The organism is Microbacterium songi (genome assembly GCF_042747925.1).
Classification (GTDB): Bacteria; Actinomycetota; Actinomycetes; order Actinomycetales; family Microbacteriaceae; genus Microbacterium.
Genome location: NZ_JBHZIE010000007.1, coordinates 117,667 through 141,602, shown reverse-complemented (window position 1 = coordinate 141,602; position 23,936 = coordinate 117,667). Strand labels below are relative to the sequence as shown.

The 23,936-nt window shown below is 70.4% G+C and carries 23 protein-coding genes and 1 pseudogene; 9 read left to right on the top strand and 15 right to left on the bottom strand.

Annotated elements, in window-relative coordinates:
• Positions 1–101: 101 nt before the first annotated feature.
• Together ACFM35_RS10495 and ACFM35_RS10490 are read right to left on the bottom strand one after the other, a co-directional pair.
• Complete coding sequence (locus tag ACFM35_RS10495; RefSeq protein WP_378841718.1) at positions 102–914, bottom strand: DUF4397 domain-containing protein; 813 nt, start codon at positions 912–914, stop codon at positions 102–104.
• 259 nt (positions 915–1,173) lie between these two features.
• Positions 1,174–1,743 carry an NADPH-dependent FMN reductase gene (locus ACFM35_RS10490; RefSeq protein WP_378841716.1) on the bottom strand — a complete coding sequence of 190 codons (570 nt, stop codon included), beginning with the start codon at positions 1,741–1,743 and terminating at the stop codon, positions 1,174–1,176.
• 176 nt (positions 1,744–1,919) lie between these two features.
• Between ACFM35_RS10490 and ACFM35_RS10485 the strand changes: the two genes are divergently transcribed.
• Positions 1,920–2,483, top strand: coding sequence for a GIY-YIG nuclease family protein (locus ACFM35_RS10485; RefSeq protein WP_378841714.1), 564 nt, complete (start codon positions 1,920–1,922; stop codon positions 2,481–2,483).
• A gap of 43 nt (positions 2,484–2,526) precedes the next feature.
• Here ACFM35_RS10485 and ACFM35_RS10480 read toward each other — a convergent pair whose 3' ends face one another.
• Together ACFM35_RS10480 and ACFM35_RS10475 are read right to left on the bottom strand one after the other, a co-directional pair.
• A complete protein-coding gene (locus ACFM35_RS10480; RefSeq protein ID WP_378841712.1) occupies positions 2,527–3,678 on the bottom strand; it encodes an SLC13 family permease in 1,152 nt (383 codons plus the stop codon).
• Positions 3,679–3,729: 51 nt separating this feature from the next.
• A complete protein-coding gene (locus tag ACFM35_RS10475) occupies positions 3,730–3,885 on the bottom strand; it encodes a hypothetical protein (protein ID WP_378841711.1) in 156 nt (51 codons plus the stop codon).
• A 109-nt stretch (positions 3,886–3,994) separates the two neighbouring features.
• Between ACFM35_RS10475 and ACFM35_RS10470 the strand changes: the two genes are divergently transcribed.
• Complete coding sequence (locus tag ACFM35_RS10470; RefSeq protein ID WP_378841709.1) at positions 3,995–4,315, top strand: DUF7882 family protein; 321 nt, start codon at positions 3,995–3,997, stop codon at positions 4,313–4,315.
• Between the two features lie 214 nt (positions 4,316–4,529).
• On the opposite strand, the pseudogene ACFM35_RS10465 reads toward ACFM35_RS10470, so the two are convergent.
• Positions 4,530–4,832: pseudogene (locus ACFM35_RS10465) on the bottom strand (DUF7882 family protein); the annotation flags it as partial.
• Between the two features lie 118 nt (positions 4,833–4,950).
• Here ACFM35_RS10465 and ACFM35_RS10460 point away from each other — a divergent pair.
• Complete coding sequence (locus ACFM35_RS10460; protein WP_378841707.1) at positions 4,951–5,136, top strand: hypothetical protein; 186 nt, start codon at positions 4,951–4,953, stop codon at positions 5,134–5,136.
• 43 nt (positions 5,137–5,179) lie between these two features.
• On the opposite strand, the gene ACFM35_RS10455 is transcribed toward ACFM35_RS10460, so the two are convergent.
• A complete protein-coding gene (locus ACFM35_RS10455; RefSeq protein WP_378841705.1) occupies positions 5,180–5,815 on the bottom strand; it encodes an NADPH-dependent F420 reductase in 636 nt (211 codons plus the stop codon).
• Positions 5,816–5,866: 51 nt separating this feature from the next.
• Positions 5,867–7,075 (bottom strand): polysaccharide pyruvyl transferase family protein, encoded by a 1,209-nt coding sequence (locus ACFM35_RS10450; RefSeq protein ID WP_378841703.1) that lies wholly within the window; start codon positions 7,073–7,075, stop codon positions 5,867–5,869.
• A gap of 124 nt (positions 7,076–7,199) precedes the next feature.
• Here ACFM35_RS10450 and ACFM35_RS10445 point away from each other — a divergent pair, with 124 nt between their 5' ends.
• Both ACFM35_RS10445 and ACFM35_RS10440 read left to right on the top strand, forming a co-directional pair.
• Entirely contained in the window at positions 7,200–9,359 is a 2,160-nt protein-coding gene (locus ACFM35_RS10445) for a glycosyltransferase (RefSeq protein ID WP_378841701.1), read from the top strand.
• On the top strand, positions 9,356–10,651 hold the full coding sequence (locus ACFM35_RS10440; protein ID WP_378841699.1) for a glycosyltransferase: 1,296 nt from the start codon (positions 9,356–9,358) through the stop codon (positions 10,649–10,651). The genes ACFM35_RS10445 and ACFM35_RS10440 overlap by 4 nt, the downstream gene beginning before the upstream one ends.
• A gap of 12 nt (positions 10,652–10,663) precedes the next feature.
• On the opposite strand, the gene ACFM35_RS10435 is transcribed toward ACFM35_RS10440, so the two are convergent.
• Together ACFM35_RS10435 and ACFM35_RS10430 are read right to left on the bottom strand one after the other, a co-directional pair.
• Entirely contained in the window at positions 10,664–11,347 is a 684-nt protein-coding gene (locus ACFM35_RS10435; protein ID WP_378841697.1) for a hypothetical protein, read from the bottom strand.
• Between the two features lie 32 nt (positions 11,348–11,379).
• The gene (locus tag ACFM35_RS10430; protein WP_378841695.1) at positions 11,380–12,390 is read right to left on the bottom strand and encodes a LacI family DNA-binding transcriptional regulator; all 1,011 of its coding nucleotides are present in this window, start codon (positions 12,388–12,390) and stop codon (positions 11,380–11,382) included.
• Between the two features lie 105 nt (positions 12,391–12,495).
• Between ACFM35_RS10430 and ACFM35_RS10425 the strand changes: the two genes are divergently transcribed.
• From ACFM35_RS10425 to ACFM35_RS10415, 3 genes are read left to right on the top strand one after another with little or no spacing between them, the layout of a single operon-like run.
• Positions 12,496–13,221, top strand: a complete 726-nt coding sequence (locus tag ACFM35_RS10425) for a ThuA domain-containing protein (RefSeq protein ID WP_378841693.1) — start codon at positions 12,496–12,498, stop codon at positions 13,219–13,221.
• On the top strand, positions 13,200–14,285 hold the full coding sequence (locus ACFM35_RS10420; protein WP_378841691.1) for a Gfo/Idh/MocA family protein: 1,086 nt from the start codon (positions 13,200–13,202) through the stop codon (positions 14,283–14,285). The genes ACFM35_RS10425 and ACFM35_RS10420 overlap by 22 nt, the downstream gene beginning before the upstream one ends.
• Entirely contained in the window at positions 14,282–15,811 is a 1,530-nt protein-coding gene (locus tag ACFM35_RS10415; RefSeq protein WP_378841689.1) for an alpha-N-arabinofuranosidase, read from the top strand. Before ACFM35_RS10420 ends, ACFM35_RS10415 begins: the two co-directional genes overlap by 4 nt.
• A 34-nt stretch (positions 15,812–15,845) precedes the next feature.
• Here the strand turns inward: ACFM35_RS10415 and ACFM35_RS10410 are convergent, their stop codons facing one another.
• The 6 genes from ACFM35_RS10410 to ACFM35_RS10385 form a co-directional block, all read right to left on the bottom strand.
• Entirely contained in the window at positions 15,846–16,385 is a 540-nt protein-coding gene (locus ACFM35_RS10410; RefSeq protein WP_378841687.1) for a TetR/AcrR family transcriptional regulator, read from the bottom strand.
• A gap of 154 nt (positions 16,386–16,539) precedes the next feature.
• A complete protein-coding gene (locus ACFM35_RS10405) occupies positions 16,540–17,109 on the bottom strand; it encodes a DcrB/PsbP domain-containing protein (RefSeq protein WP_378841685.1) in 570 nt (189 codons plus the stop codon).
• Between the two features lie 69 nt (positions 17,110–17,178).
• Positions 17,179–19,458: a beta-xylosidase/alpha-l-arabinosidase gene (locus ACFM35_RS10400; RefSeq protein ID WP_378841683.1), complete on the bottom strand. Its 2,280-nt coding sequence runs from the start codon at positions 19,456–19,458 to the stop codon at positions 17,179–17,181.
• 17 nt (positions 19,459–19,475) lie between these two features.
• Complete coding sequence (locus ACFM35_RS10395) at positions 19,476–20,360, bottom strand: carbohydrate ABC transporter permease (protein ID WP_378841681.1); 885 nt, start codon at positions 20,358–20,360, stop codon at positions 19,476–19,478.
• Positions 20,360–21,400, bottom strand: a complete 1,041-nt coding sequence (locus ACFM35_RS10390) for a carbohydrate ABC transporter permease (protein ID WP_378841679.1) — start codon at positions 21,398–21,400, stop codon at positions 20,360–20,362. The genes ACFM35_RS10395 and ACFM35_RS10390 overlap by 1 nt, the downstream gene beginning before the upstream one ends.
• Before the next feature lie 7 nt (positions 21,401–21,407).
• Positions 21,408–22,700 carry an extracellular solute-binding protein gene (locus ACFM35_RS10385; protein ID WP_378841735.1) on the bottom strand — a complete coding sequence of 431 codons (1,293 nt, stop codon included), beginning with the start codon at positions 22,698–22,700 and terminating at the stop codon, positions 21,408–21,410.
• A 207-nt stretch (positions 22,701–22,907) separates the two neighbouring features.
• Here ACFM35_RS10385 and ACFM35_RS10380 point away from each other — a divergent pair, with 207 nt between their 5' ends.
• Entirely contained in the window at positions 22,908–23,933 is a 1,026-nt protein-coding gene (locus ACFM35_RS10380) for a LacI family DNA-binding transcriptional regulator (protein ID WP_378841677.1), read from the top strand.
• Positions 23,934–23,936: the final 3 nt, after the last annotated feature.

Genomic DNA, 23,936 nt, shown 5'->3' with positions numbered 1-23,936 from the left:
GGCAGACACCGCCACCAACCGCTGGGGGGGCCCCCCCCCCCCCCCCCCCGAGGCGGTCGCCGTCGCTCACGCTCCGCTCGCAGCGATCGTCCGGTGACGCATCAGCGCACCGACCACCCGATGTCGAGGCGGCTCGGCGCGGAGTCCTGACCGTGCGCGGCGAGGTATCCCCCGCCGGTGCTCACGCTGCCGACCGGCACGTAGCCGACCGAGGCGCTGTCGACCACCGGGAGGATCGTGAGCCCGCCGTCGGCGGTGTCGAGCACGAACAGGGTCGTGACGCTGCCCGGGGCCACGGTGACCTTCGCGGAGTCGGTGACGGTGCCGCCCGTGAGATTCAGCGTCCAGTCGCCGGCGGCGATCTCGGCGTAACCGGTCGCGGAACCCGCCTTGGCCTTCTGGGCGATCGCGGTTCCGGTCGAGGTGTTCACGTCGACCGTGTCGGTGAGCGTCGAGGCCTGGATCAGGCGGATGCGCGCGTTGCCTGCTGCCGGCTGGGTGAGGTCGTCAGGAAACGCCCGTACTTGAAGGGCCTTGGTCGGGCCGTAAGCGGCGACGGTGGTCGCGGTGCCCGGCTCGATCGAGATCGTCGCCGAGATCACGGGCGCGGTCGATACGGCTGCGCCGGCCGGAACCATGCTGACGGTGTAGTTGCCTGCGGGGAGCTCGGAGTACGGCGAGACGTCCCCGTACGCGACTCCGGCGAGTTCGAAGAGGGTCTGGCCGCCGCTGAGGGCGGCGACGCGCACATCGACCGATTTCGTGTCGGGGGAGAGGTGGCCGAGTCGCAGCCAGCCGGTGTCGCCGGTCGCGGCGGGCACGATCCGCGACTCCAGCGTGGTCGCCGACGCGGCGCCGGGGACGAAGGCGGCGATCGCCAGCGCGGTGATACCGGCGACGAGAGCTGTCGCCATACGGAATTGTCGCGGACTTCTCATGGGGGTGGTCCAATCCTTCATTGCCATCGGGAGGTGGTCTCCGAGAAGGCCCGTTCCGACACCACCACCATCCGTGCTGCGCATCCCTCACGCGGCACGGTTGCGTCTGCATCCCATTGCGGACAATCCCAGTACGCAGTGACCGCCCTCGACGTCGAGAAAGACCGCTGCACATCTGATTCGGAGACGACCCGGAATCGGTTTGGGTCGATGTCAGCGGAATGTGCCGAGTCGGTCAGTCTCGGAGGATCCGCGATGCCTCGGTCAGGTCGCTCAGGGCGCTCAGCAGCGCGGCTGCCGAGGTGTTCACCGCCTCCGGCGGCGTCAGGTCGCCCTCGTCGTTGCGCAGAGCGGAGACCTGTGCGATCGCCACGATGTCGGGCATCGTCAGCATCGACAGGGCCGTCCCGATCTGCTTCAGCATCTGCGCTGCGCGTAGGCCGCCCGAGGCGCCCCCGTAGCTGACGATGCCGAGCGGCTTGTGCGCCCACTCGTGGAACAGGTAGTCGATCGCGTTCTTCGTGGCGGCGTTGACGGCGTAGTTGTACTCCGGGATCACGAAGACATACGCGTCGGCGCGGTCGATCGTCGCGCTCCACGAGCGGGTGTGCGCGTGGGTGTACTCCCGGAGTTTGGGGTGATTGGGCTCATCCAGCAGAGGGAGGGCGACCTCGGCCAGATCGATCACCTCGAGGTCGAAGCGGCCGTCGTGGCGGGCGATACCGGCGAACCAGTCGGCGACCGGCTCGCCGATGCGCCCCGGTCGGGTACTGCCGATGATGATCTGGAGCAGCGGCTTCGTCAATGGATCCTCGCGTTCGACAGGGGCTGCGGATGCCGCGTCCCGGGGTGTGGTCTCATTCTGACCCCTGCGGCGGCGGTGGGCGCGGGGCGGTGTCGGAGGTCGGCGTTACGGTTCCCACGGCGCCGTCGACGAGACCGACGCCGTGCAACGGTGATGTGGATGTGGCGGGTGAGTGGATGACAGTCGGATGTCTCGCGGACTCGACCGGTGCGGGTCCCTGTGGCGGGGTCGTCGACGACGCCGCGCCGGTCCGCCTCTGCCCCCGCCATCTCGCCGCGGCCGCGGAATGGGCGGCGATCGCCGACGGTGCCACCGACGTCCTGCCCGCCCCGTGTCGATTGTGCGGCGCGCGACTCGGTGTGCGATACCCCTCGGGCTGGCTGTGCGCCGTGTGCGAGTGGCGGCACGGTGACATCGTCGACGGCGAGCTGCCCCCGCCCCGGGTGGACGTCGTCTATTACCTGCGGTTCGGCGACCGGGTGAAGATCGGCACCAGCGCGAACCCGCGCCAGCGGTTCGCGGCGATCCTGCACGACGACGTGCTCGCCTTCGAGCGGGGCGACCGGCGGTTGGAGAGCCGACGTCACACGCGGTTCGCTGCCGACCGCTTCCCCGGCACGGAGTGGTTCGTGCTCTCCGAGCCGATCCTCGCCCACGTCCGCACGCTGGGCGGGGGAGCGCAGGACCCGTGGGACCTCCTCGCGCTGTGGCGCAGCGAAGCGGTGGCTTCGCGCGGCTGACGGGTCGAGGCATCCGCTTCCGCGTCGCGCGAGCGGAGCGACCTCACCCGAGGGCGAGTGCCAGCGTGGAGAGTCCCACGGTGAGGGGCGCGACCACCAGCCCGAGCAGTACGAAGCGGCTCCATCGCACCTCGACACCCATCTTCACGAGTCGGTCATGCCACAGCAGCGTCGCCAGCGACGCCCACGGGGTGATGAGCGGGCCGGCGTTCACGCCGATGAGAAGCGCGGCCAGGGACGTCGGCGAGGCTGCCGACGACTCGATCGCGAGATAGGCCGGCAGGTTGTTGACGGCGTTGGAGCCCAGCATCCCTACGCCCGCCATCTGCAGGAGCCCACCGACCCCGTCGCCGTCACCGGCGATCGCCGAGACCACCGCGCCGGACCCCAGCGCCTCGAGGGTGCCCACCGCCAGGAAGAGCCCGCCCGCGAACAGCAGCAGACTCCACGGCACCAGACCGAGGCGCAGTGCGCGTGGTGCCCGAACGGCGTAGACCGCGATGAGGATCGCGGTGGCGACGGTCGTGGGGATCCACGGCGGAACTCCGCTCACCAGGGCGGGCAGGAGCAGGACGACGACGACGGACACCACCCGCAGAAGCGGACGATCGGACACCTGCGGAGGGGGTGTGCGGGTGTGGGGGCTCCGCAGCACCTGTCGGTACAGTGCCGCGATCACCATGACGGGCACGATGATCGCGACCGCGGCGGCTCCGCCGAGGAGCCCCACGAACGGCCACGCGGTCGTGAAGCCGAGCGGATGCATCGCGAGCAGGTTGGTGAGATTCGAGATGGGCAGGACGAGCGATGCGGTGTTGGCCAGCCAGACGGTGGTCAGCGCGAACGGGAACGGGGGAAGGCCGCTCGAGCGGGCCATCACCACCACGACCGGAGTGAGGAGCACCGCCGTGGTGTCGAGCGACAGGAACGCCGTCGTGAAGACGCCGAGGGCCACCACGAGCAGCCAGAGCAACCAGGTGCGTCCGCCCGCCCATCGCGAGAAGAACGCCGCGATCACGTCGAACAAGCCGGCGCGGGCGGCCAGTTCGGCGACCACGGTCATCGCGACCACGAAGACGAGGATCGGCCACACGCGATCGCCGATCGCGAGCGCGTCACCGACGGGCAGCACGCCGGTGGCCAGCGCGGCGACGGAGGCGGCGAACAGCAGCGCCCCGATCACCGCGATCAGCACGGGACGATCACCACGGTCATGCGGCCGGCGTGCCCCGGCGAGGGCGGCTGATCAGGACTTGCGCTGGAAGTGGAAGGGGAGCGCCACGGCGAGCGACACCGCGAGGATGCCGGCGACGAAGACGAGGCCCTGCCACGACTCGAGCGTGAACGAGAGTCCGAAGAGGTACATTCCGCCGAGGAACAGCACCAGGTACACAATGAACATCTCGTCCTCCGGGGATTCGCCTTCGCTCCATCGATCGTACCGACATCGGTCGGCTGCGGCGGCCATCCGCTCGCTACGCCGGTGACCCCGGGCGACTACGATATGAGCCATGGGACGCTTCATCTACGACACGATGGCGAACTCCGTCGACATCGACGATCGCACTCTCGCACATCTGCGCATCGTCGTGATGAACAAGCTCCGGCGCACGGAGCCGTTCATGTTCGACGTGGAGATCGGCGACGGCAGCGGTCGTCGGAGCTTCTGGGTGCACCCGTCGGTGCCGCTGCAGTTCCACTTCTTCGGCAGCCGGGTACCGCGCATCAACCGGCTCTGGGTCGAAGATCTGATGCAGGCGGCCAGCGGGCCCAATGGATTGACGATCACGCCCGAACCGGCGGAAGAGGCTGTTCCCCCGTCGGAGGTGTGACGGAGCCGGCCGCCTCCGCCCCACGGGGAGGGAGCAGCGGCGGAGGACGTCAGTCGGCGGAGACCCGCGACTTCACGTCGGACTCGACGATGGTCAGCTTGTCGATCGACAGTTCGTCGACCTCGACCTTGCCCATGGAGATCGCGCCGTCGTCGCCGACGGACACCGTGCGGGGAGCAGCAGGGTCTTCCTCAGACGGGATCTCGATCGGGCCGGTGTCGAAGTGCTCGGCGACGAGCATGATGCCGCCCGACGAGTTGGCGGAACTGGCGAGCTCCTCGATCCATTCGCGACTGAGGAGAGCGGGCTCGGGGTCGTCGAAGACGAACCTCAGCGGAATAGACGGGTGCAGCCACACGGTGCTGCGCCCCCGCGGCTGATCCTCGGGGTGACGCCAGGTCACCGTGAAGCTCTCATTGCGCCGCAGTTTCGTCGCGATGACGACCTTGAGGTGCGCAAGAGCGCGGTCTTCGATGTGGATCGGAGTATCCGACCCGCCGTAATAGATGGTGCCCACGCGCATACCCTAACCCGAACCGCGGACACGGAAGGTACTGCACCCGTTCGTGATGTCAAGGGGGCTTCATCGGTGGGGCCCGCACTGACAGGCTGGAGGGAACGAAGGAGGTACCGCCGTGCATGCTCACGTACCGAAACCACGCCCCGAGCGCGTGCCGCTCTCGTCGGCCATCGGCGTCGGCATTCCTGCGATCGACATCGTCGACGGCGAACTCCTCCCCCGCGGGGACGACTTCGCCGCGTTCGCGTGGGCTGTGTCGGCTCGGCGAGGCGCCGGGCACGACGGCCGTCAGCGCGGCTGATGGGCTGACGGCGTGCCGTTCGCCCGAGTCCGCCGGGGAACGGTCAGCGCTGAGCGCGCGCGAGGTTCGCGATCAGTTCGTCCGCGTTCTGGCGGACGACGTATGCCGGCTGGTCCCGCTCGAGGCGCCAGCTCTCCGAGAGCGGTCCTGCATCGACGGTGTCGAAACCGAATTCGTCGTACACGCGGGTCGCCAGGGCGGCAGCCTCGGGGTGGTCGCTCGAGATCCCCAGAGCGCGCCGGTCTTCGGCGCCGGCGGGCTTCCCCGTCGTGGTGATGTCCTCGGACCCGATGTGGTTGAACGCCTTGACGACCTTCGACGTCGGGAGGTGCTCCTGCAGCATCCCGCTCACGGTCGCGCGCTTCTCGTCGAGCTCGGGGATGCGGCCGTCGCGCTCCCAGTAGTAGTTGTTGGTGTCGAAGACGATCTTGCCCGCGAGCGGTTCGACCGGCACGTCCCGGTAGGCCTTGAGCGGCACCGTCACGATGACGAATTCCCCGGATGCCGCGGCATCCGTCGCCGTCGCCGCACGGGCATGCTCGCCGAGGCGTGCCACCAGTCCTGCCAACGTCTCGGGACCCCGCGAGTTCGCGATCACCACGTCGTAGCCGTGGTCGATCAGCCCCTGTGCCACTGCTGATCCGATGTGTCCTGCGCCGATGATGCCCACTGTTGTCATATGTCGGACAAGCGCGCGTCGGTCTGAGACATTCCCGCTCGCGGGTCTCTTTCAGCTCCCGAGGGCCTCCGCGATGCGGTCCCACCAGCTCGAAGCATCGCGACGAAGGTCCGGTCGGAGAAGGGCGCTCTCTGCCTGGGCGGCATCCCGCCTCGCCCACACGGCGCGGAGCGCGGCGCCGCCGGAGGCACGCGCGACGTCGGCCAGGGGGATCACGCCGTGCTCGCGCCCCCACCATGCCGTCGCGCCGCCGAGCTTCACCGCCGTGTAGTCGTCGACCGTGAGCGCAGCGACGGGGACGCCTGCCGGGGTCGCGAACACCGAGGGGTGGTAGCGGCTCGTCACGAGCATCGCGGCACCGCGGGCGAGGCCCGCGGCCGATCGCGGAGTTCCCGGGCCCCGCAGGGTCGACGGCGCACGCATCGCGGAGGCGATGTCGGCGTGCAGCACCTCATCCCCCGCGAGCACGTCGGCGTCCAGCGATCCGAAGTGCGGGTGGAAGACGACGTTCAGGCCGGTCTCCGCCGCGAGGTCGTCGAGCGCGCGCGCGATCCCCGTGACGGCGGTGCCGCGGTCCTGGTCGCCCAGGTACCCCGACAGGCTCACCAGGAGGAACGGCGTGGTGGCGGGGCCTGGTGTGCGCACCTCGGCGTCGTCCCCTCCCAGGAACGACGCGTCGTCCAGTCCCGCGCGGAGAGCCGCGCGCTCGACGCCGAGCTCGAGAGCGAGACGCTCGGATGCGCGCTCGCGCACGCCGACGAGCCGAGCGCCGCGCAGAAGGGCCCCGAGCAGATCGCGGTCGGCGACCGTGAGGCGCGGACCCAGCGTCTGTCCCGTGACGACGACGGGGCGCCCGTACCGCTCGGCGATCAGGCCGAGGGCAGCGCGTTCGTACACGTGCATCGGCCAGGTGGACGCCATGTTGCCGCCGCCCGCGACGGCGACGGCATCCGCGCTCCGCACCGCCTCCACGACGGCGCGGAGCGCGTCGTGTTCGGGCAGGGCGTCGTGTCCGGCGAGGAAGGCGCGCACCTCGGCGAACCGGGCGTCCATCTCCGACCGGTCTCCGCGGAACCCGATCGGCCGGACGGCGGAGACACCGTACCGGTGGGCCGTCTCGGCGGGCGCGCGCGAGAGAGCGACGATGTCCGCCGCTCCCCGCGGCCGGAGTTCGTCGAGGAGTGCCTCGAACATCGCCTCGTCGCCGATGTGCATCATGTCATCCGTGACGCCGACATCGCCGATCACCACCAGGCGCATGCGCGCTCCCTCCGAGTGCCGTGTCAAGCCACCCGTTCGTTCATCCGAGCGCCGTAACATCCAAGCACGGGCACCGGTCCGTGCAGGCCCCGCGGCCGCGACCGCGACACTGTCAGGAGCACTCGTGGGAGTTCAGACCACACTCGATGCCGTCGCCTCGGCGGCCTCCATCGTCGACGCGATGCGACTGGCCGACGACCTCGCCTTCGAGGCGGGTCGCGACCCGGGCGTGCGCACCGTGCGGCTGCTGCGCGGCGCCGTGCGCGGTGACGACGAGCTCGTCACCATCGCGGCGATCCACGCGCTGGCCGAGGTGTTCGACGGTGAGGCCGGCCGGTTGCTGGTGAGCCTGCTCTCGGACGAGCGCAGCTTCGTGCGCGAGCACACCGCCTGGGCGCTCAGCTCGGGCCTGCCGCGGATCGAGGCCATGGCGCGGCTGCTCGGTCTCGTGATCGGCGGCGGGTTCACCGGCATGATCGCGCAGTCCACGCTCGAGCAGTGGTCGGGGGCGATGCCCGAGGCGCTGTTCGTGGGGATCGAGTCCGCGCTCCTGTGCGAGACCGACCCCGAGGCGCGTGCCCGACTCGTCGAGACCCTCGGGCTGGTCAGGGAATCGTTCGCGACCGATCCGCTGCTGCGGATCGCCGCCGACGTCGATGAGCGGGAGCCGGTGCGCGTCGCGGCCGTGGCGGCCCTGGGCCAGCGACCTGGAGCGCCCCGCGTCGAGAAGGCGCTGCGAGCCCTCGCCGAGGGCGAGTCGTTCCTGGCCGAGGTCGCACGGCTGTCCCTGGTCGACCTGGCCCCGGCCGATCCGCAGGAGACCTCGGCCCATCGCGAGGGGCTCTCGGTCGCCCAGCTGTTCCTGCACGCCGACATCGATCCTCAGCTGAGTGCCGCGGGCGCAGGTGACAACGGCGGGATCGCCACCCTGCTGGTGCGGCTGGGCAACGCGCTCGCCGACGACCCGCACACGGGCATCCGGCGGGTCATCACGCTTTCGCGCGGATCGATCCACGAGGCGGGCGGCGACCTGCAGACGATCCGCGCGCACGTCGAGGGTCACGTCTACGGCCACATCCCCCTCCTTCGCGAGCCGATGTCGTCGGCGGCGGCCTGGCCGCTCCGCGTCGTCACGCGACGGGGCATCCGGCGCATCCTCCGGGCTGCGGGCGGTGTCGATGTGCTGCACCTGCGCATGGCCGACGTGGGCGCGCTCGCCGCGGCGGACGTGGCTCGGGAGCTCGGCATCCCCGTCGTGTTCACGGTCGCGCCCGATCCGCATGCGGTCATCGAGTCGATGGACCGCTCCGGCGCGCTGGCGCGCACCGACTTCGGCCGCGTCGACGTGACGGAGCACTTCTGGTTCCGCACACGGCTCGTGCAGCGGCTCGCCGCGAACTCGTCGCACACGGTGTTCTTCCCCCGTGCGCGGCTCACCGAAGACATGCGTCGACTCGTCGGCATCGACATGCTCGCGCACGCGGAACGCCACACCGTCGTGCCCGAGGGGGTCGACCTCGCGACGGTCGACGCCGCGGTCGCCGAAGCCCGCACCGCGGCGAGCGGCGGGACGGTCGCGCCGGCGTTCGCGCAGCTGCGCGCGCTGATCGACGAGCTGCCCGCCGAGCGACGCGGCCTGCCGCTGGTCATGAGCGTCGGACGTCTGCACCGGGTGAAGGGAATGGCGAGCCTGGTCTCGGCGTGGGCGAACGGGCCCGCCTCCGCGCACGCGAACCTGCTCGTGGTCGGCGGCGATCTGGAGCGGCCGTCGGTCGACGAGCGCGAGCAGCTCGACCTGATCGCGCGCGTCGTGCCCGAGGAGCAGCGAGCCGCGCGCGGACTGCTCCTGCCCGGACACCGGTCGAACGACATCGTCGCCCGGTGGATGGCGGCGACGCGGGTCGGAATGCCGGGTGCGAACGCTGCGGGTGGCGTCTACGTCTGCGCGAGCATCAAGGAGGAGTTCGGCATCGCCCTGCTCGAAGCGATGGCGAGCGGTCTGTTCGTCGTCGCCCCCGACGGCGGCGGGCCGGCGACGTACATCGAGAACGGGGTGACGGGCATCCTCACCGAGACGTGGAACGTCGCCGCGCTGGGGACGGCGACGGATGCCGCGATCAGGGCCGCGCAGTCCGAGACCGATTCCGACCGGGCCGAGCGCGGACGGGCGATGGTGCAGGCGCGTTTCACGATCCAGCAGATGTCGAGCGCACTCGGCGAGGTGTATCGGACCGTCGCCCGCGAAGAGCAGGCTCTCGTCGAGCTTGCGGGCACGCTCTCGTGACCCTCCTCGTCATCAGCCCCGACTACGCCTCGCACCTCCTGCCGCTGGCGACGCTCGCCACGGCCTGGCAGGCGCGCGGCGAGCGTGTCGTGGTGGCGACCGGGCCGGCGACGGCGGACATCGTGGCTGCGTTCGGATTCGAGCGCGTGGACCTGCGGCTCGGTCGCGGCGCCAACGCGGGCGTCATCCGCGCCGACGAGCAGCCGCGCGACGAGGGGGAATCGCTGCGGGGGTTCTTCGACGCGACGCGCGAGAGCGCGGTCGCGACACTGCGCTACCAGGCGGCCGAGCGGCTCACCGATCTGATGTGGCAGCCCGCCGAGGCATCCCGTGCCGTGCTCGCCATCGTGGGCGACCTCGAACCCTCGGCGATCCTCGTCGATCATCTGGCCTTCAGCGCGCGCGTCGGGCTGCAGACGGCGGGGGTGCCGTACGCCGACGTCGTGCTGGGGCACCCGACCGCCCTCCCGGTGGGCAGCGAGGTCTACGGGTTCCCGCCCGCCTGGCCGGCGGCGATCCGCCCCGACGCGGCCGCTCTGGCCGATCTGCGCGCCCTCTGCCTGAGGGTGTCGGAGCGCTTCACCGACGAGTGGAACCGCACCGTGCGCGAGCTCGACCCTGACGCGGCGCCGACCGACGACGCGTTCGCCGAGCACGGTCCGCTCGTCCTGTACAACTACCCCGCAGAGCTCGCGGATCCCGCCCGGGAGTCGTTGCTGCCGCCGCATCGGTATCTCGGCTCGACGCTGCGCGCCGAGCCGGCGGATGCGCAGGTCGACGCCTGGCTCGACGACGACGCGCCGTTCGTCTATGTCAGCTTCGGGAGCTTCCTCTCGGTGCGCGGCGACGTGCTCCGTCGTGTCGCAGAAGCGCTGCGATCCCGAGGGCTGCGCGCAGCCATCGCCACGGGCTCCACCGATCCCGCCGAGCTGGGCGAGCTGCCCGCGTCGTGGCTCGTGCGCGATTACCTGCCCCAGGTGCGCCTGCTCGGGCGAGCGGCGGCCTCGGTCACGCACGGCGGCAACAACTCCGTCACCGAGGCCGTCGGCTCGGGCGTCCCGCTCCTGGTGCTGCCGTTCTCGACCGACCAGTTCGCCGGAGCGGCGGCCATCGAGTCGCGGGGCTTCGGAATCGCGCTCGACCCGAACAGCGTCGACGTCGACGCGCTCGCCGCCGGGCTGGAGGCACTGCTCCACCGGGACACGCGCGCACGGGCGAGAACGGATGCCGCGGCCTCGGCCGCCCGTCGGCGGCCCGGTCCCGAGATCGCGTTCGAGGCGCTCCGCGGCTGAGGCCCGGCGACGTCAGGACGCGTGCTCCGGCCGATTGCCGGCGACGAGTTCGGTCATGGCGGCACGCTCGCCGGCGGCCATGCGGTAGCGCTCCATGAGGGCGGCGTTCCGCTCGTAGCCGACGCCCGCACGCACCTCGCCTTCATGGTGCAACGCGTAGACGCGGCCGGCGTGACGCCGGGGCGGAGCGCCGAGCAGGGTCTGGTGCGCGAGATACCAGGCCGCGTCCTCGAAGCCCCAGCCCCGGAACCGCTCGTCCTGCCCGGCGTGCGCCTCCCAGGTGCGTCGCGTGGTGACGTACACACCCGAGCACGCGCCCTCGACGTACTGCTCCACCGAGCAGTCGATCGGCGCGGTGCCGGCGGCGAACTGCGCGGAGCCCTCCGCGCCCAGCCAGCGGTACTCCGAGTAGGGCAGGTTCACGAGACCGTTCACGGATGCTGCGGCCACGGCCGCCCGCAGAGCCTCGGGTTCGGGAAGGGTGTCGGCGTCGTTCACCACGATCACCCCGTCGGGGTCCTCCATCGACGCCACCGCGAGATTGCGACAGCGCGCCAGCACGAACACATCGTCGTCGGTGTCGATGGTGCGGACGGCGAACTCGGGCAGCTCGTCGCGGTACCAGGCCCGCACGCGGTCGAACGCGTCGAGGCGGGACGGCGCGGGCCGCCAGGGGATCACGACGGGGATGGGCACGCGTCGACTTTACGGCGCCATCGCCGCGCCGTTCACACCTCGGTCGAGCGACGGGCGATGAGCGTGGCGGGGAGCTCCACGAGTGCGCGCTCCAGCGGCGCCCCGGCGGCGTGCGCGGCGAGCGCCCGTACGGCCGCGGCGGCCATCGCACGGATCGGCTGGCGGACGGTCGTCAGGGGCGGATCGTGGCGACGCGACCACGGAAGGTCGTCGAAACCGACGACGCGCACGTCCTCCGGCACGCGCAGGCCGCGGTCCGCGGCGGCGGCACAGACCCCGTACGCCATCTCGTCCGCGCAGGCGAAGACGCCGACGGGCCCGTCGGCGGTGTCGAGCCCCGAGAACGCCCGTCGCGCTGCGGCGAACGCGGTGCGCTCGCCCCAGTCGGCCGTGAGTCGCTGGATCGGGGCATCCGGGATCGCCGCTCGCACGGCCGAGACGAAGCCGTCCGCACGCGCGCGCCCGAAACGGTAGGTGGGTGTGCCGCTGACGACGATGAACCGGCGCGCTCCCGTCTGCACGAGGTGTTCGCCGGCGGCGCGTCCGCCGCTCTCGTCGGTCGTGCGGACGCTCACCACGGGCAGGCTCTCGTCGCCGCGGGGGTCGAGCAGCACGAGAGGGATGCCGGCGTCGGCGAGCACCGCGAGCTGCGAACGCGTCGGCAGGATGAGCCCGAGCACCGCGCCCGACGACCCCCGGGCTCGGATGCGGGCGGGCCAATCGTCATCGGGGGCGTCGCGCTCGATCGTGAGGACGAGGTCGCCGCCGGCCTCGGCGGCCGCCCGCTGCGCGCCCGCCGTCACCTCGCCCGCGTACTGACTGTCGAAGTGACCGAGCACGAGATCGAACAGCGCGGGGCGGGCACCTCGCGGACGCCCGCGTCCGTCACCGTCCCGCGAGTAGCCCAGTGATCGCGCCGCCGACGACACTCTCGCCCGTGTCGAGGGGTCGAGGTCGCCGCGACCCGCGAGGGCCCGCGACACGGTCGACACGCTCACTCCGCACGCGACGGCGACGTCGTCGAGGGTGACGCGGGGCGGCATGGCTCCATTGTCGGTTATTTTGCGCAAGAAGATCGCCGCGGCGGCGACCAGGTGGCAGTCTCGAGGGGCGCGGGCGCAGCCGCTCGCCGCCCGAGGAGGACGCAGATGTCGAACGAACCTGGAGCCGCCGCCGCTCACCGCAGCGCGTTGATCGTACGAGGCGGCTGGGACGGTCATCAGCCGGTCGAGGCGACCGACCTCTTCGTGCCCTTCCTCGAGCGCAGCGGATTCGCCGTGCGGATCGAGGACTCGCCCGAGGTGTACGCCGATGCCGCTGCGATGGCCGACGTCGATCTGATCGTGCAATCGGTCACGATGTCGGAGGCGAGCCGCGAGGCGGTGGCCGGCCTCCAGCGGGCCGTCGAAGGCGGCGCGGGACTCGCCGGCTGGCACGGGGGCATCGCCGACTCCTACCGCGCGAGCTCGGACTACCTGCTCCTGGTCGGCGGTCAGTTCGCGACCCACCCCGGTCGCGATCCCGAACAGCGGCCGGGGGGCGAGACCGACAACTTCCTGCCCCACACGATCGAGATCACCGACCTCGGGCGCGCCCATGAGATCACCGCGGGCATCGAGGACTTCGACCTCGTCACCGAGCAGTACTGGGTACTCACCGACGACCTCAATGACGTGCTCGCGACGACGACGCACCCGGTGCAGCCGTATCACCCGTGGCATCGCCCGGTCGTCTCGCCCGCCGTCTGGACGCGTCTCTGGGGAGCCGGGAGGGTCTTCGTGGCCACGCCGGGGCACGACGTCGGCATCCTGCAGGACGCGAACGTGCGCACCCTGATCGAGAGGGGGATGCTGTGGGCGAGCCGCACGGTGTAGGGATCGTCGGACTCGGGGTCATCTCGCGTCAGTACCTCGACACGCTGCGGCCGAGCGCCGCGGTCCGCATCGCCGCCGTGGCCGACCTCGATGTCGAGCGTGCCCGTGCGGTCGCGGCCGAGATCCCCGGCGCCCGAGCGCTCTCGGTCGCCGAGCTCGTCGCGGACCCCGAGGTGCGGACGGTGCTCAACCTGACCATCCCCGCGGCGCACGAAGAGGTCGCCCTCGCCGCGATCTCGCAGGGCAAGGACGTCTACGGCGAGAAGCCCCTGGCTGCGTCGATGGAGGCGGCGAAGCGGATCATGGACGCCGCGGCGCAGGGCGGGGTCCGCGTGGGATCCGCTCCGGACACCGTCCTCGGCACGGGGGTCCAGACCGCCCGCGCCCACGTCGACGGCGGAGCCGTCGGAATGCCGATCTCAGCGACGGCGACGTGGGTGTCGGCAGGTCACGAGGCGTGGCATCCGCACCCCGACTTCTACTATCAGCCCGGAGGAGGGCCCCTGCTCGACATGGGGCCCTATTACCTGACGAGTCTCGTTCACCTGCTCGGACCCGTCCGCTCCGTGTCGGGGATGACCAGCCGCACGCGCTCCACGCGCACGATCGGGTCGGGCGCCAGAGCGGGCGTGCAGATCCCGGTCGATGTCGACACCCATGTCACGGGTGTTCTCGAGCACGCGGACGGCGCGCTGTCGACGGTCGTGATGAGTTTCGACGCGCTGTCGACGACGGCGGCACCCATCGAGGTGCACGGCACCGAGGGGTCGATCATCGTCCCCGATCCGAACAACTTCTCCGGCGTCGTGCGTCTCACGACGCGCGGCAGCGACGGATGGGAATCCGTCCCCGCGGCCGCGGGCTTCGAGCAGGCCGGTCGGGGGGTCGGCCTGCTCGACCTGATCCACGGGCCGGCACGCGCGTCCGGCGCGATGGGCCTGCACGTGCTCGAGATCATGACCGCCCTGCTGCGCTCCGACGGTGCCCGCGTCGCCGTGGCCTCCTCCGTCGAGCGGCCGTCCCTGGTCCCCCTCACCTCAGCACATTCCTGGAGAAGCATATGACCGGTCGCGCCCATGCCACCATCGATCTCGCGGCGGAGGGGGCCACGATCAGTCGGCACCTCTACGGACACTTCGCGGAGCACCTGGGGCGGTGCGTGTACGGCGGATTCTGGGTCGGCGAGGACGCCGCGATACCGAATGTGCGCGGCATCCGTCTCGATGTCGTCGACGCACTGCGTGCGCTCGACGTCCCCAACATGCGATGGCCCGGCGGCTGCTTCGCCGACGAGTACCACTGGCGGGACGGCATCGGTCCGCGCGCGGACCGGCCGACGATGGTGAACACGAACTGGGGCGACGTCATCGAGGACAACGCCTTCGGCACCCACGAGTTCATGGACCTCTGCGATCTGCTGGGGGCGGACGCCTACGTGAACGGCAACGTGGGCAGCGGCACGGTACAGGAGATGAGCGAGTGGGTCGAGTACCTCACCCGCGCGGGAGACAGCCCGATGTCGCGCCTGCGCCGACAGAACGGGCGCGACGAACCGTGGCGGGTCCCGTTCTGGGGCCTGGGCAACGAGGCGTGGGGCTGCGGCGGCAATATGACACCCGAGTACTACACGAGCCTCGCGCGTCGATTCGCCACCTTCGCCAAGAACCACGGCGACAACACCCTGCAGCGCATCGCGGCCGGCGGCTCCGACGACGACGTGCGATGGACGCGCGTCCTGATGGAATCGGCGATGGGGGGAGGCGCCCCGTTCCCCGTGCCGTCACCTTTCCAGTCGATCTCGTTCCACTACTACACGCACTCCGGCAGCGGCATCGGCACCGAGCCCGCGACCGGGTTCTCGCCGGAGCAGTACTTCCGCACGCTGGCGGCGGCCGCAGACGTCGAGCGCATCATCAGCGCGCATGAGGAGGTCATGGACGCCTACGACCCCGAGCGCGTGATCGGACTGGTCTGCGACGAGTGGGGCACGTGGTGGCATGTCGAGCCCGACACGAACCCCGGCTTCCTGTTCCAACAGAACACGATGCGCGACGCGCTGGTCGCCGGCATACACTTCGACGTCTTCCATCGGCACGCGGCCCGCCTGCGCATGGCCAACATCGCGCAGACGCTCAACGTGCTGCAGGCGATGATCCTCACCGATGACGACGGCGGGTTGGTGCTCACGCCCACGTACCACGTGTACGAGATGAACAAGGGGCACCAGGACGCCGCGTCCCTGGCTGCGACCGTCGTCGATGCCCCCTCGTGGGAGGGCGCGGACGGGAAGGGGTCCACGACACTGCCGCTGCTGTCGCTGTCGGCTTCCGCGAAGAACGGCGCGGCCCTGCTGTCGCTGTCGCACCTGTCGGCCGACGACGACCTCGAGGTGAGGATCGACCTCCACGGACGCTCGGCCTCGGTCACGCGGGCGCGCGTGCTGACGGCCGACTCGGCCACGGCGCACAACACCCCTGAGCGGCCCGACGCCGTCGCACCCGCCCCACTGGCTGCACAGATCAGTGACGGCGTCCTCGAAGTGCGGCTGCCTCCGCACGCCTTCGCCACCGTGGAGCTCGCGCTCGCCTAGCTCGTCCGCCGGGAAAGCGGCGTGCCCTCGTGGGTCAGGTGGTGCGCCGCGCAGCGACGACGTCGGTCCATTGCGTGAGGGCGACGATGAACCCCCGTACGAGTCGCCCGAAGCTGCGATCGACGTCGGCGCTCAGGGCGAACGCACCGGCGGTCTCGTACGACACGAAGCCGTGCAGGGTGGAGCGGAACGCGCGAATGGCGTCGACGGCGTCATCACCTTCGAGCCGATAGGCGGTGAGCACATCGGCGACGATCTCGATGGCGGCGGCCGAGACGTCCTCGTCTTCGACGTCGCCGGGCGCGGGTCGGAGGTTGGACGCTTCGTACCGCGCCGGATGCCGCCGCGCCCAGTCCCGATACGCGTACGACATCGCCTCGATCGCGTCCGCGCCCGAACGCCCCACGGAGGCGCGTGCGAGCACCTCGCCGAGCTCACGCTTGGCGTTCACCGCGATGTCGCGATGCAGACCCGCCATCGAATCGATGTGCTTGTAGAGCGACGGCTGGCGCACGCCCAGCCGGTCGGCGAGGGCCGCCAGGGTGAGCCGGCCGAGACCCACTTCGTCGGCCATGACAGCCGCCTCTTCCGCGACCCGGTCGCGGCTCAAACCCGCCCTAGGCACAGGTGCTGCTCCGGTACACGATCATCCGGCTAACTATGGACTCCTCAGCGGCTAACGTCAATAGCCAAGCGGGACGCCCGCGCCGGGAAGGGTCGGCGCCGGCTCAGCTCCACGTCCAGCCGGCCAGCACGGACTCCGAGAGATCCGTCCGATCCGCATCGCCGACCGTCGGGCTGAACGAGAAGGTCACCACGTAGGTCTGCCCGTCCTGCGAGACGTAGTACTGCTCGATCTGGTAGTCCGTCCCGCTCGCGGCCAGACTCGCCGACAGGTGCGCGGACTCCGATCCGGCAACGGTCACGCGGTCCTGCACCGTCACATCCGCCGCGCCGGCGTCTTCGAGCTCGCTGACGCCCTGCGTCTCCACCTGCTCGGGCGTCACCTCGCCGGCGGGTGACAGCACGACGTTGACGTTGTCGGCGAAGCCGTCGGTGTCGGTGAGGTCCGCCGCCAGCGAGTCCACGCCGGCCGGCTTCTCGCCCTCCGGAATGTCCCAGCCCTCGGGGACGGCGAACGAGTAACCGGTGCCGGTGATGGTCGTGCCCGAGGCGGGCGCGGTGGTCACTTCGGGAGCGCTGCTCTCGGACGAATCCGTCGAGGAGGCACTCGCACAGCCGGTGAGGGCGAGGGATGCGATGAGGAGGACGACCGCTGCGCGGGAGATTCGAGGCATTCCGCGAGCCTAGCGGGCACGCGCGACTCCGGGACGAATCGACGGCGTCCTGTCACGGACGCGGCGCCCTCACACCGCGACGCCGCGCGCCACCCGCACACCGCACACACGTGCATCCGCGGCCGTCACGGCGTGTGCCGGTCCGGTGATCTCCACCGTGGCCTCCGTCTCGCGGTCCGCGCACGACGACCCGACCCAGAGGTCCACCGTGCCGGGTTCGACGATGCGCACGCCGTCGACCCCGGTGAACGCGAGCCGTGCCGTGGGCACGTCGAAGTGCACCGTCGCCGATTCGCCGGGCTCCAGGGACACGCGCTGATAGGCCAGGAGCTGAGCGACGGGTCGCGTCACGCTCGCGAACACGTCGTGCGCGTAGAGCTGCACGAGATCGACGCCCGCGCGCTCTCCGGCATTGCGCACCTGAACGCTCACCGAGACGGTGGAGCCCGCCGGGGACGCGGCATCCGTTCTCAGATCCGAATGCACGAACGACGTGTAGGTCAGACCGTGACCGAACGGGCGCACCGGTGTGCTGTCGGCGCTGGTGATCTCGGTCGGCCCGCCGAGCAGGGGGTGCAGGTACGAGAAGGGCTGCGCACCCGCCGACCGGGGGAGCGACACCGGGAGGTGGCCCGAGGGGGAGAGCCGGCCCGAGATGATCCCCGCCAGGGCGGAACCGCCCTCCTCGCCGGGGAAGAACGACTGCAGCGCCGCGGCGACGGCGCCGTCGCCGTCGAGCGCCCAGCCGATCGCGTAGGGCCGTCCGGACAGGGCGACGAGCACCACGGGGGTCCCGGTGGCGACGACGGCTTCGATGAGCTCGCGCTGCACGCCGGGCAGCTCGAGGCTCTCGACGTCGTTGCCCTCGCCGACGGTGCCGCGGCCGAACAGGCCGGCGCGGTCGCCGACCGCCAGGATCGCGACATCCGCCTGGCGGGCCGCGGCGACCGCATCGGCGATACCCGAACGGTCATCGCCCTCGACCTCGCATCCGAGCGCGGTGAGCACCCGCGCCGAGGGCAGCTCAGCGCGGATCGCATCGGTCAGCGACGGGATTTCGAAGCCGAGGGGAACGCCCGGGTGCAGCGCCAGAACGTGATTCGCGAACGAATAGCACCCCATCAGGGCGTGCGCGGAGTCCGCGTTCGGGCCGATGATCGCGATCGTCGCGGCCGTGTGGGCGGACGCGAGCGGCAGGGTGCCGTCGTTGGTGAGCAGCACCACAGACTCCGCGGCCAGCGACCCCGCCACCCGCCGATGCGCGGGCGAGTCGAGATCGACCGCGCGCGGCGGCGTCGAGAAGTCGGCGTCCAGGAGGCCGAGCTGCTCCTTCTGGGTGAGGACGCGCAGCACCGCCCGATCGACGAGGTCGTCGTCGACGGACCCGTCGCGAAGGCCCGCGGCCAGCAGGGGGAATGCGTCGCCGCCCGGCAGCTCGACGTCGATCCCGGCGCCGAGCGCGAGCTCGGCCGCAGCCTTCCGGTCGACGGCGACCGCGTGCATCGTGTGCAGGAACGCGACCGAGAAGTAGTCCGAGACCACGACGCCGTCGAACCCCCAGTCGTCACGGAGCGTGTCGGTCAGGTAGGCGGGGGTGGCCCCCACGGGCATGCCGTCGATCTCGGCGTACGAGTTCATGACCGACCGCGCACCTCCGTCGCGCACCGCCATCTCGAACGGCGGGAGGAGCACATCGGCGATCTCGCGGGCCCCCGCATGCACGGGTGCGTGATTGCGCCCCGCCTGCGACGCCGAGTATCCGACGAAATGCTTGAGGGTGGCATGGATGCCGGATTCCTGGAGCCCCTGCACGTACGCGGTGCCGATCGTGCCGACGACGTACGGATCCTCGGCGATGCACTCGTCCACGCGTCCCCACCTCGGGTCGCGGATGACATCGAGCACCGGAGCGAGGCCCTGATGGATGCCGAGCTCGCGCATCGATCCGCCGATGAGGCGCCCCATCTCGGCCACGAGCTCGGGGTCGAAGGCCGCACCCCAGGCGAGCGGAGTCGGGAAGGTCGCCGCCTGCCAGGCGGCGAGTCCGGTCAGGCATTCCTCGTGCACGATCGCGGGGATGCCGAGACGCGTCTCGGTCTGCAGTCTCCGCTGTTCCGCCCACAACCATTCCGCGCGCGCGATCGGCTCGACGGGCCGCGTGCCGTACACGCGGGTGAGATGCCCGAGCCCGTGCGCGCTGGCCTCTTCGTATCGCGTCGAGGTCGCCATCTCGCCGGCCATCGGGGCCACGAGCTCGTCGCCCTGGTCGACCCAGAAGCCGACGAGCTGGGCGAGTTTCTCCTCCACCGTCATCGAGGCCAGCAGGGCCTGCACGCGCGCCGAAGCCATGGTGCCGCTGCCGGCGGTCACCCCTTCACCGCGCCCGTCAGACCGCCCACGATGCGACGCTCGAACAGGCTGAAGAACACCAGCGCGGGGATCATCGACAGCGAAGTGAATGCCAGGACGCGCGCGGTGTCGACCGAGTACTGCGAGGCGAACGCCTGCGTGCCGAGCGGCAGGGTGAACACGCCCTCGTTGTTGAGGATGAACAGCGGAAGGAGGTAGCCGTTCCAACTGCCGATGAACGCGAGGATGCCGACGGTGATCACTCCCGGGAGTGAGAGCGGCACCACCATCCGCCAGAAGAACCCGAGTCGGCTGCAGCCGTCGATGGCGGCCGCCTCTTGCAGTTCGTTCGGGATCGCGGCCAGGAACGGCACCAGGATGATGATCGTGATGGGGAGCGCGAACGCGATCTGCGGGACGATCACCCCGGCGAGCGAGTTCATCAGCCCGAGGTTGCGCACCAGCACGTAGAGGGGCGTGATGGCGACCGTCATCGGGAACATCAGCCCGGCGGCGAACGTCGCATAGATCAGTCCGCGACCGCGGAACGAGTACCGCGACAGGGCGAAGGCCGCCATCAGGCCCAGCGCGACCACGAACACCGTGGTGGCCATGGCGGCGATCAGCGAGTTGCCGACCTGGCGCCAGAAGACGCCGCTGGAGAGCACCTCCACGTAGTTCTGCCACTGCCACACCGTCGGGAAACCGGAGGGATCGAGCGTGATCTCGGAGTTCGAGCGGAATCCGCCGATGACGATGTAGGCGACCGGAGCGAGCATCAGCCCGATCAGCAGGAGTGCGATGAAGTAGATGACGAACGTCCCCACGCGCCTTCTGCCCGCTCCCGACTGCTGCAGCGGTGGCCGCTTGTACCCGGGCGCGGTGAGTGTTGCGGTGGCCATCAGAGCTTTCCTCCTGTGAGGGCGCCGGCGGTGTCTCGTCGCAGCACGAAGCGCTGATAGACGAGGGCGACGATGAGTGAGATGAGGAACAGGACGACGGCGACGGCGTTGCCGTAGCCGTAGCTGCCGGCGTTGCGGCCGTTCGCGACCATGTAGGTCGCCATCGTCGAGGTTCCCGCGGTCGAGGCGACGTACTGGCCCCAGATGATCCAGACCAGGTCGAACAGCTGCAGCGACCCGATGATGGAGAGGAAGGCCCAGATGCGAACGGTGGGTCCGAGCAGCGGAAGCACGATGTAGCGCTGGGTCTGCCAGTACGACGCACCGTCGATGGCGGCGGCGTCGGAGAGCTCCTCGGGAACGCCCTGGAGTCCTGCGAGGAACAGGATGACGGCGAAGCCGACGTACTTCCAGGTGATGATCACCAGGAGGGTCCAGATCGCGATCGAGGGATCGGACAGCCAGTCGGTGGCGAAGGCGCCCAGGCCGAGCTTGTCGAGCATGCCGTTCACCGAGCCGCTCGACTGCAGCATGAGGCTCCAGCCGATTCCCACGACGACCTCGGAGATGACGTAGGGGACGAAGATCAGCACGCGGATGAGCGACTGGAACCGCATCTTCCGGTTCAGCAGCAGGGCCAGCGCGATGGCGACCGGGCCCTGGAGCACGAGCGACATGATGGCGATGAAACCGTTGTGGCCCAGCGCTTCGATGAAGTCGGGGTCGGTCAGGATGACGATGTAGTTGCGGAACCCGACGAAGTCGACTGCCGGGCCGTATCCCGACCAGCTGAAGAAGCCGTAGTAGGCGGCCAGGACGACCGGGAAGATGACGAAGGCGACGAAGACGAGGAGCGCCGGCCCGATCAGGAGGACGAGTTCGAGGCGCGGGCCCCACCCGGAGCCGCGGGATCGTGTGCTCTGGGTGCCACGCGAGCGGGGCGGCCCGGTGGGGGGCAGCGCATCTGCGCCACCCCCCACCGGGCCGGGGATCCCGGGCGCGTCCGCGGAGGTCTTCGTGGTGTCGCGCACGGAAGCCATCAGGAGCTCAGGACTTCGAGGCGGCGGCGTTGACGGCGTCGACGATGTCCTGGGCGCTGCCCTGGCCCGCGAACATGTCCACGACCGCGACGTTCAGCGCGTTGCCGATGTTCTGTCCATAGAGCGTGTCGAGCCAGACCGACACGTACGGGGCCTCGTTGTAAGCGGCCAGCACTGCCTGCAGAGCAGGATCGGTCACGACGCCCTGCGCGTCCTGCGACGCGGGCAGGGTGACGAATGCCTCGGCGTAGGCTTCCTGGTTGTCCTGCTCGAGGGCGAAGTTGAGGAAGTCGACGCACTCCTTCGGGGCGTTGACCCAGCAGGAATAGCCGTCCACGCCGCCCATCATCGCGCCGGGCTCGCCGTCGCCGCCCTCGACCTCGGGGAAGGGGAACCAGAGCAGGTCGGCCTTCGGCTGCTGGTCGGGGGTCAGCGGGGCGATCACGCCCGGATCCCATGCGCCCATCAGCTCCATGGCGGCCTGGTTGTTGGCGATCAGGCCCGCCGACGAGCCTGCGCCCTGCTGAGCCGCCGTGGTGAGGAAGCCCTCGTTGAAGGGCTTGGTGTCGAGGAACGACTGCAGGTTCTCGCCTGCGGCAAGCCAGCAGTCGTCGTTGAACTCGCGGCTGACGGCGGCTTCGTCCATGACCTCTTTCGAGCACGCGCGCAGGGCGAAGTTGTAGTACCAGTGAGCGGCGGGCCAGGCGTCCTTGGCACCGACCGCGATCGGCGCGACGCCGGTGGCGGCGAGCGCGGTGTTCGCGGTCTCGAGCTCCTCGATGGTCTTCGGGGTCTCGGTGATTCCGGCGGCGGCGAACAGGTCGCCGGCGTAGAACATGCCCGACGGCAGCACGGCGGTCGGAACCCCGTAGATCTTGTCGTCGATCTCGAACGCGGAGATGACGCCGCCGAGCGCCGTCTTCGTCGCGTCGGTGAGGCCGTCGGTCAGGTCCATCGCCTGACCCGCCGTCACGACGTCGGCGAGCTTTCCGCCACCGCGGGCCATGAAGATGTCAGGTGCGTCGCCGGAGTTGAGCGCGGTCTGGAGCTTGCCGTCCATCTCCTCGTTCTGCACCGATTGGATCTCGATCGTGACGCCGGGGTTGGCCGCCTCGAACGCGGCGACGGTGTCCTCCCAGTACGCCTTGCCGGGGCCGGTGGTCGAGTTGTGCCAGAACGTCATCGCGACGTCGCCGCCGCTGTCTGCGGAATCGCCGGACCCGCCACCGGAGCAGCCGCTCAGTGCGAGCGCTCCCGCGACCAGAACGGCCGATCCTGCGAGGAACTTCTTGCCGTACATGTGATTTCCATCCTCTTCGTTGAGTGACACCTCATGCCTCGAGGTGCGGATTTGCGATTGGTACTCGTCTGCGCGGCTCTGCTTCGCGCCGCATCCGACTCCGGGTGGGGGGTCGATGATCGACCTCCGGGTGGACATAGCGTGACATTGACAACAAATAACGTCAAACGTTTTCGAAAACCTTTTCCACGACTACGCTGAGCGGTCATGGGACGGCGAACGACGATTCACGATGTGGCGGAGGCCGCCGGCGTTTCGATCGCCACCGTGTCGAAGGCCGTGAACGGCCGCTACGGGGTGGCCACCGAGACCGCCGACCACGTTCTGAGCGTCGTGAAGGAGCTCGGGTACGAGTCGAGCCTCGTCGCCAGCAGCATGCGTTCGCGCAAGACGGGTGTCATCGGCGTGCTCGTCGCGGACTTCGAGCCCTTCAGCGCGGAGATCCTCAAGGGCGTCGCCGCCGAGCTCCACACCTCGGGCTACGACCTGCTCGCCTACAGCGGCGCGCGCCAGCAGGGGAGCGAGGGCTGGGAGCGCAGGTCGCTCAGTCGCCTGAGCGGGACTCTCATCGACGGGGTGATCATGGTGACGCCGACGGTCGTCAACGTGACGGCGGAGGTGCCGATCGTGGCCATCGATCCGCACACGGGTCCCGCCGATCTCCCCACCGTCGAGTCGGACAGCTTCGGCGGCGCCCTCCAGGCGGTGCAGTTCCTGATCTCGATCGGACACACCCGGATCGGCTTCGTCGCGGGACGACCCGACCTGCGTTCGTCGATCCTGCGTGACGCCGGCTATCGGAAGGCGCTGTCGGATGCGGGTCTGCGCTTCGATCCCGCGCTCGTGGGTGCGGGGCTCTACGAGCAGCACACCGCGCGCGGCGCGGCAGCGGAACTGCTGACGCGACCGGATCGGCCCACCGCGATCTTCGCCGCCAACGACCTGTCGGCCTTCGCCGTCCTGGAGGTGGCGGCCGAACTGGGGCTGGCGGTGCCGGCGGACCTGTCCGTGATCGGCTTCGACGACGTCCCCGAGGCCACGCAGATGGTGCCGCAGCTCAGTACCGTGCGCCAGCCCATGCAGCGGCTGGGGGCGACGGCCGCGACGCTCCTGGTCTCGCTCATGAACGGCGACTCCCCGGAGCAGACGCATGTACGCCTTCCCACCCGACTGGTGCCGAGGGCGACGACCGCTCCGCCCCGCGAGGGTCGGGACGAGGCCGTCGGCGCGTGAGAC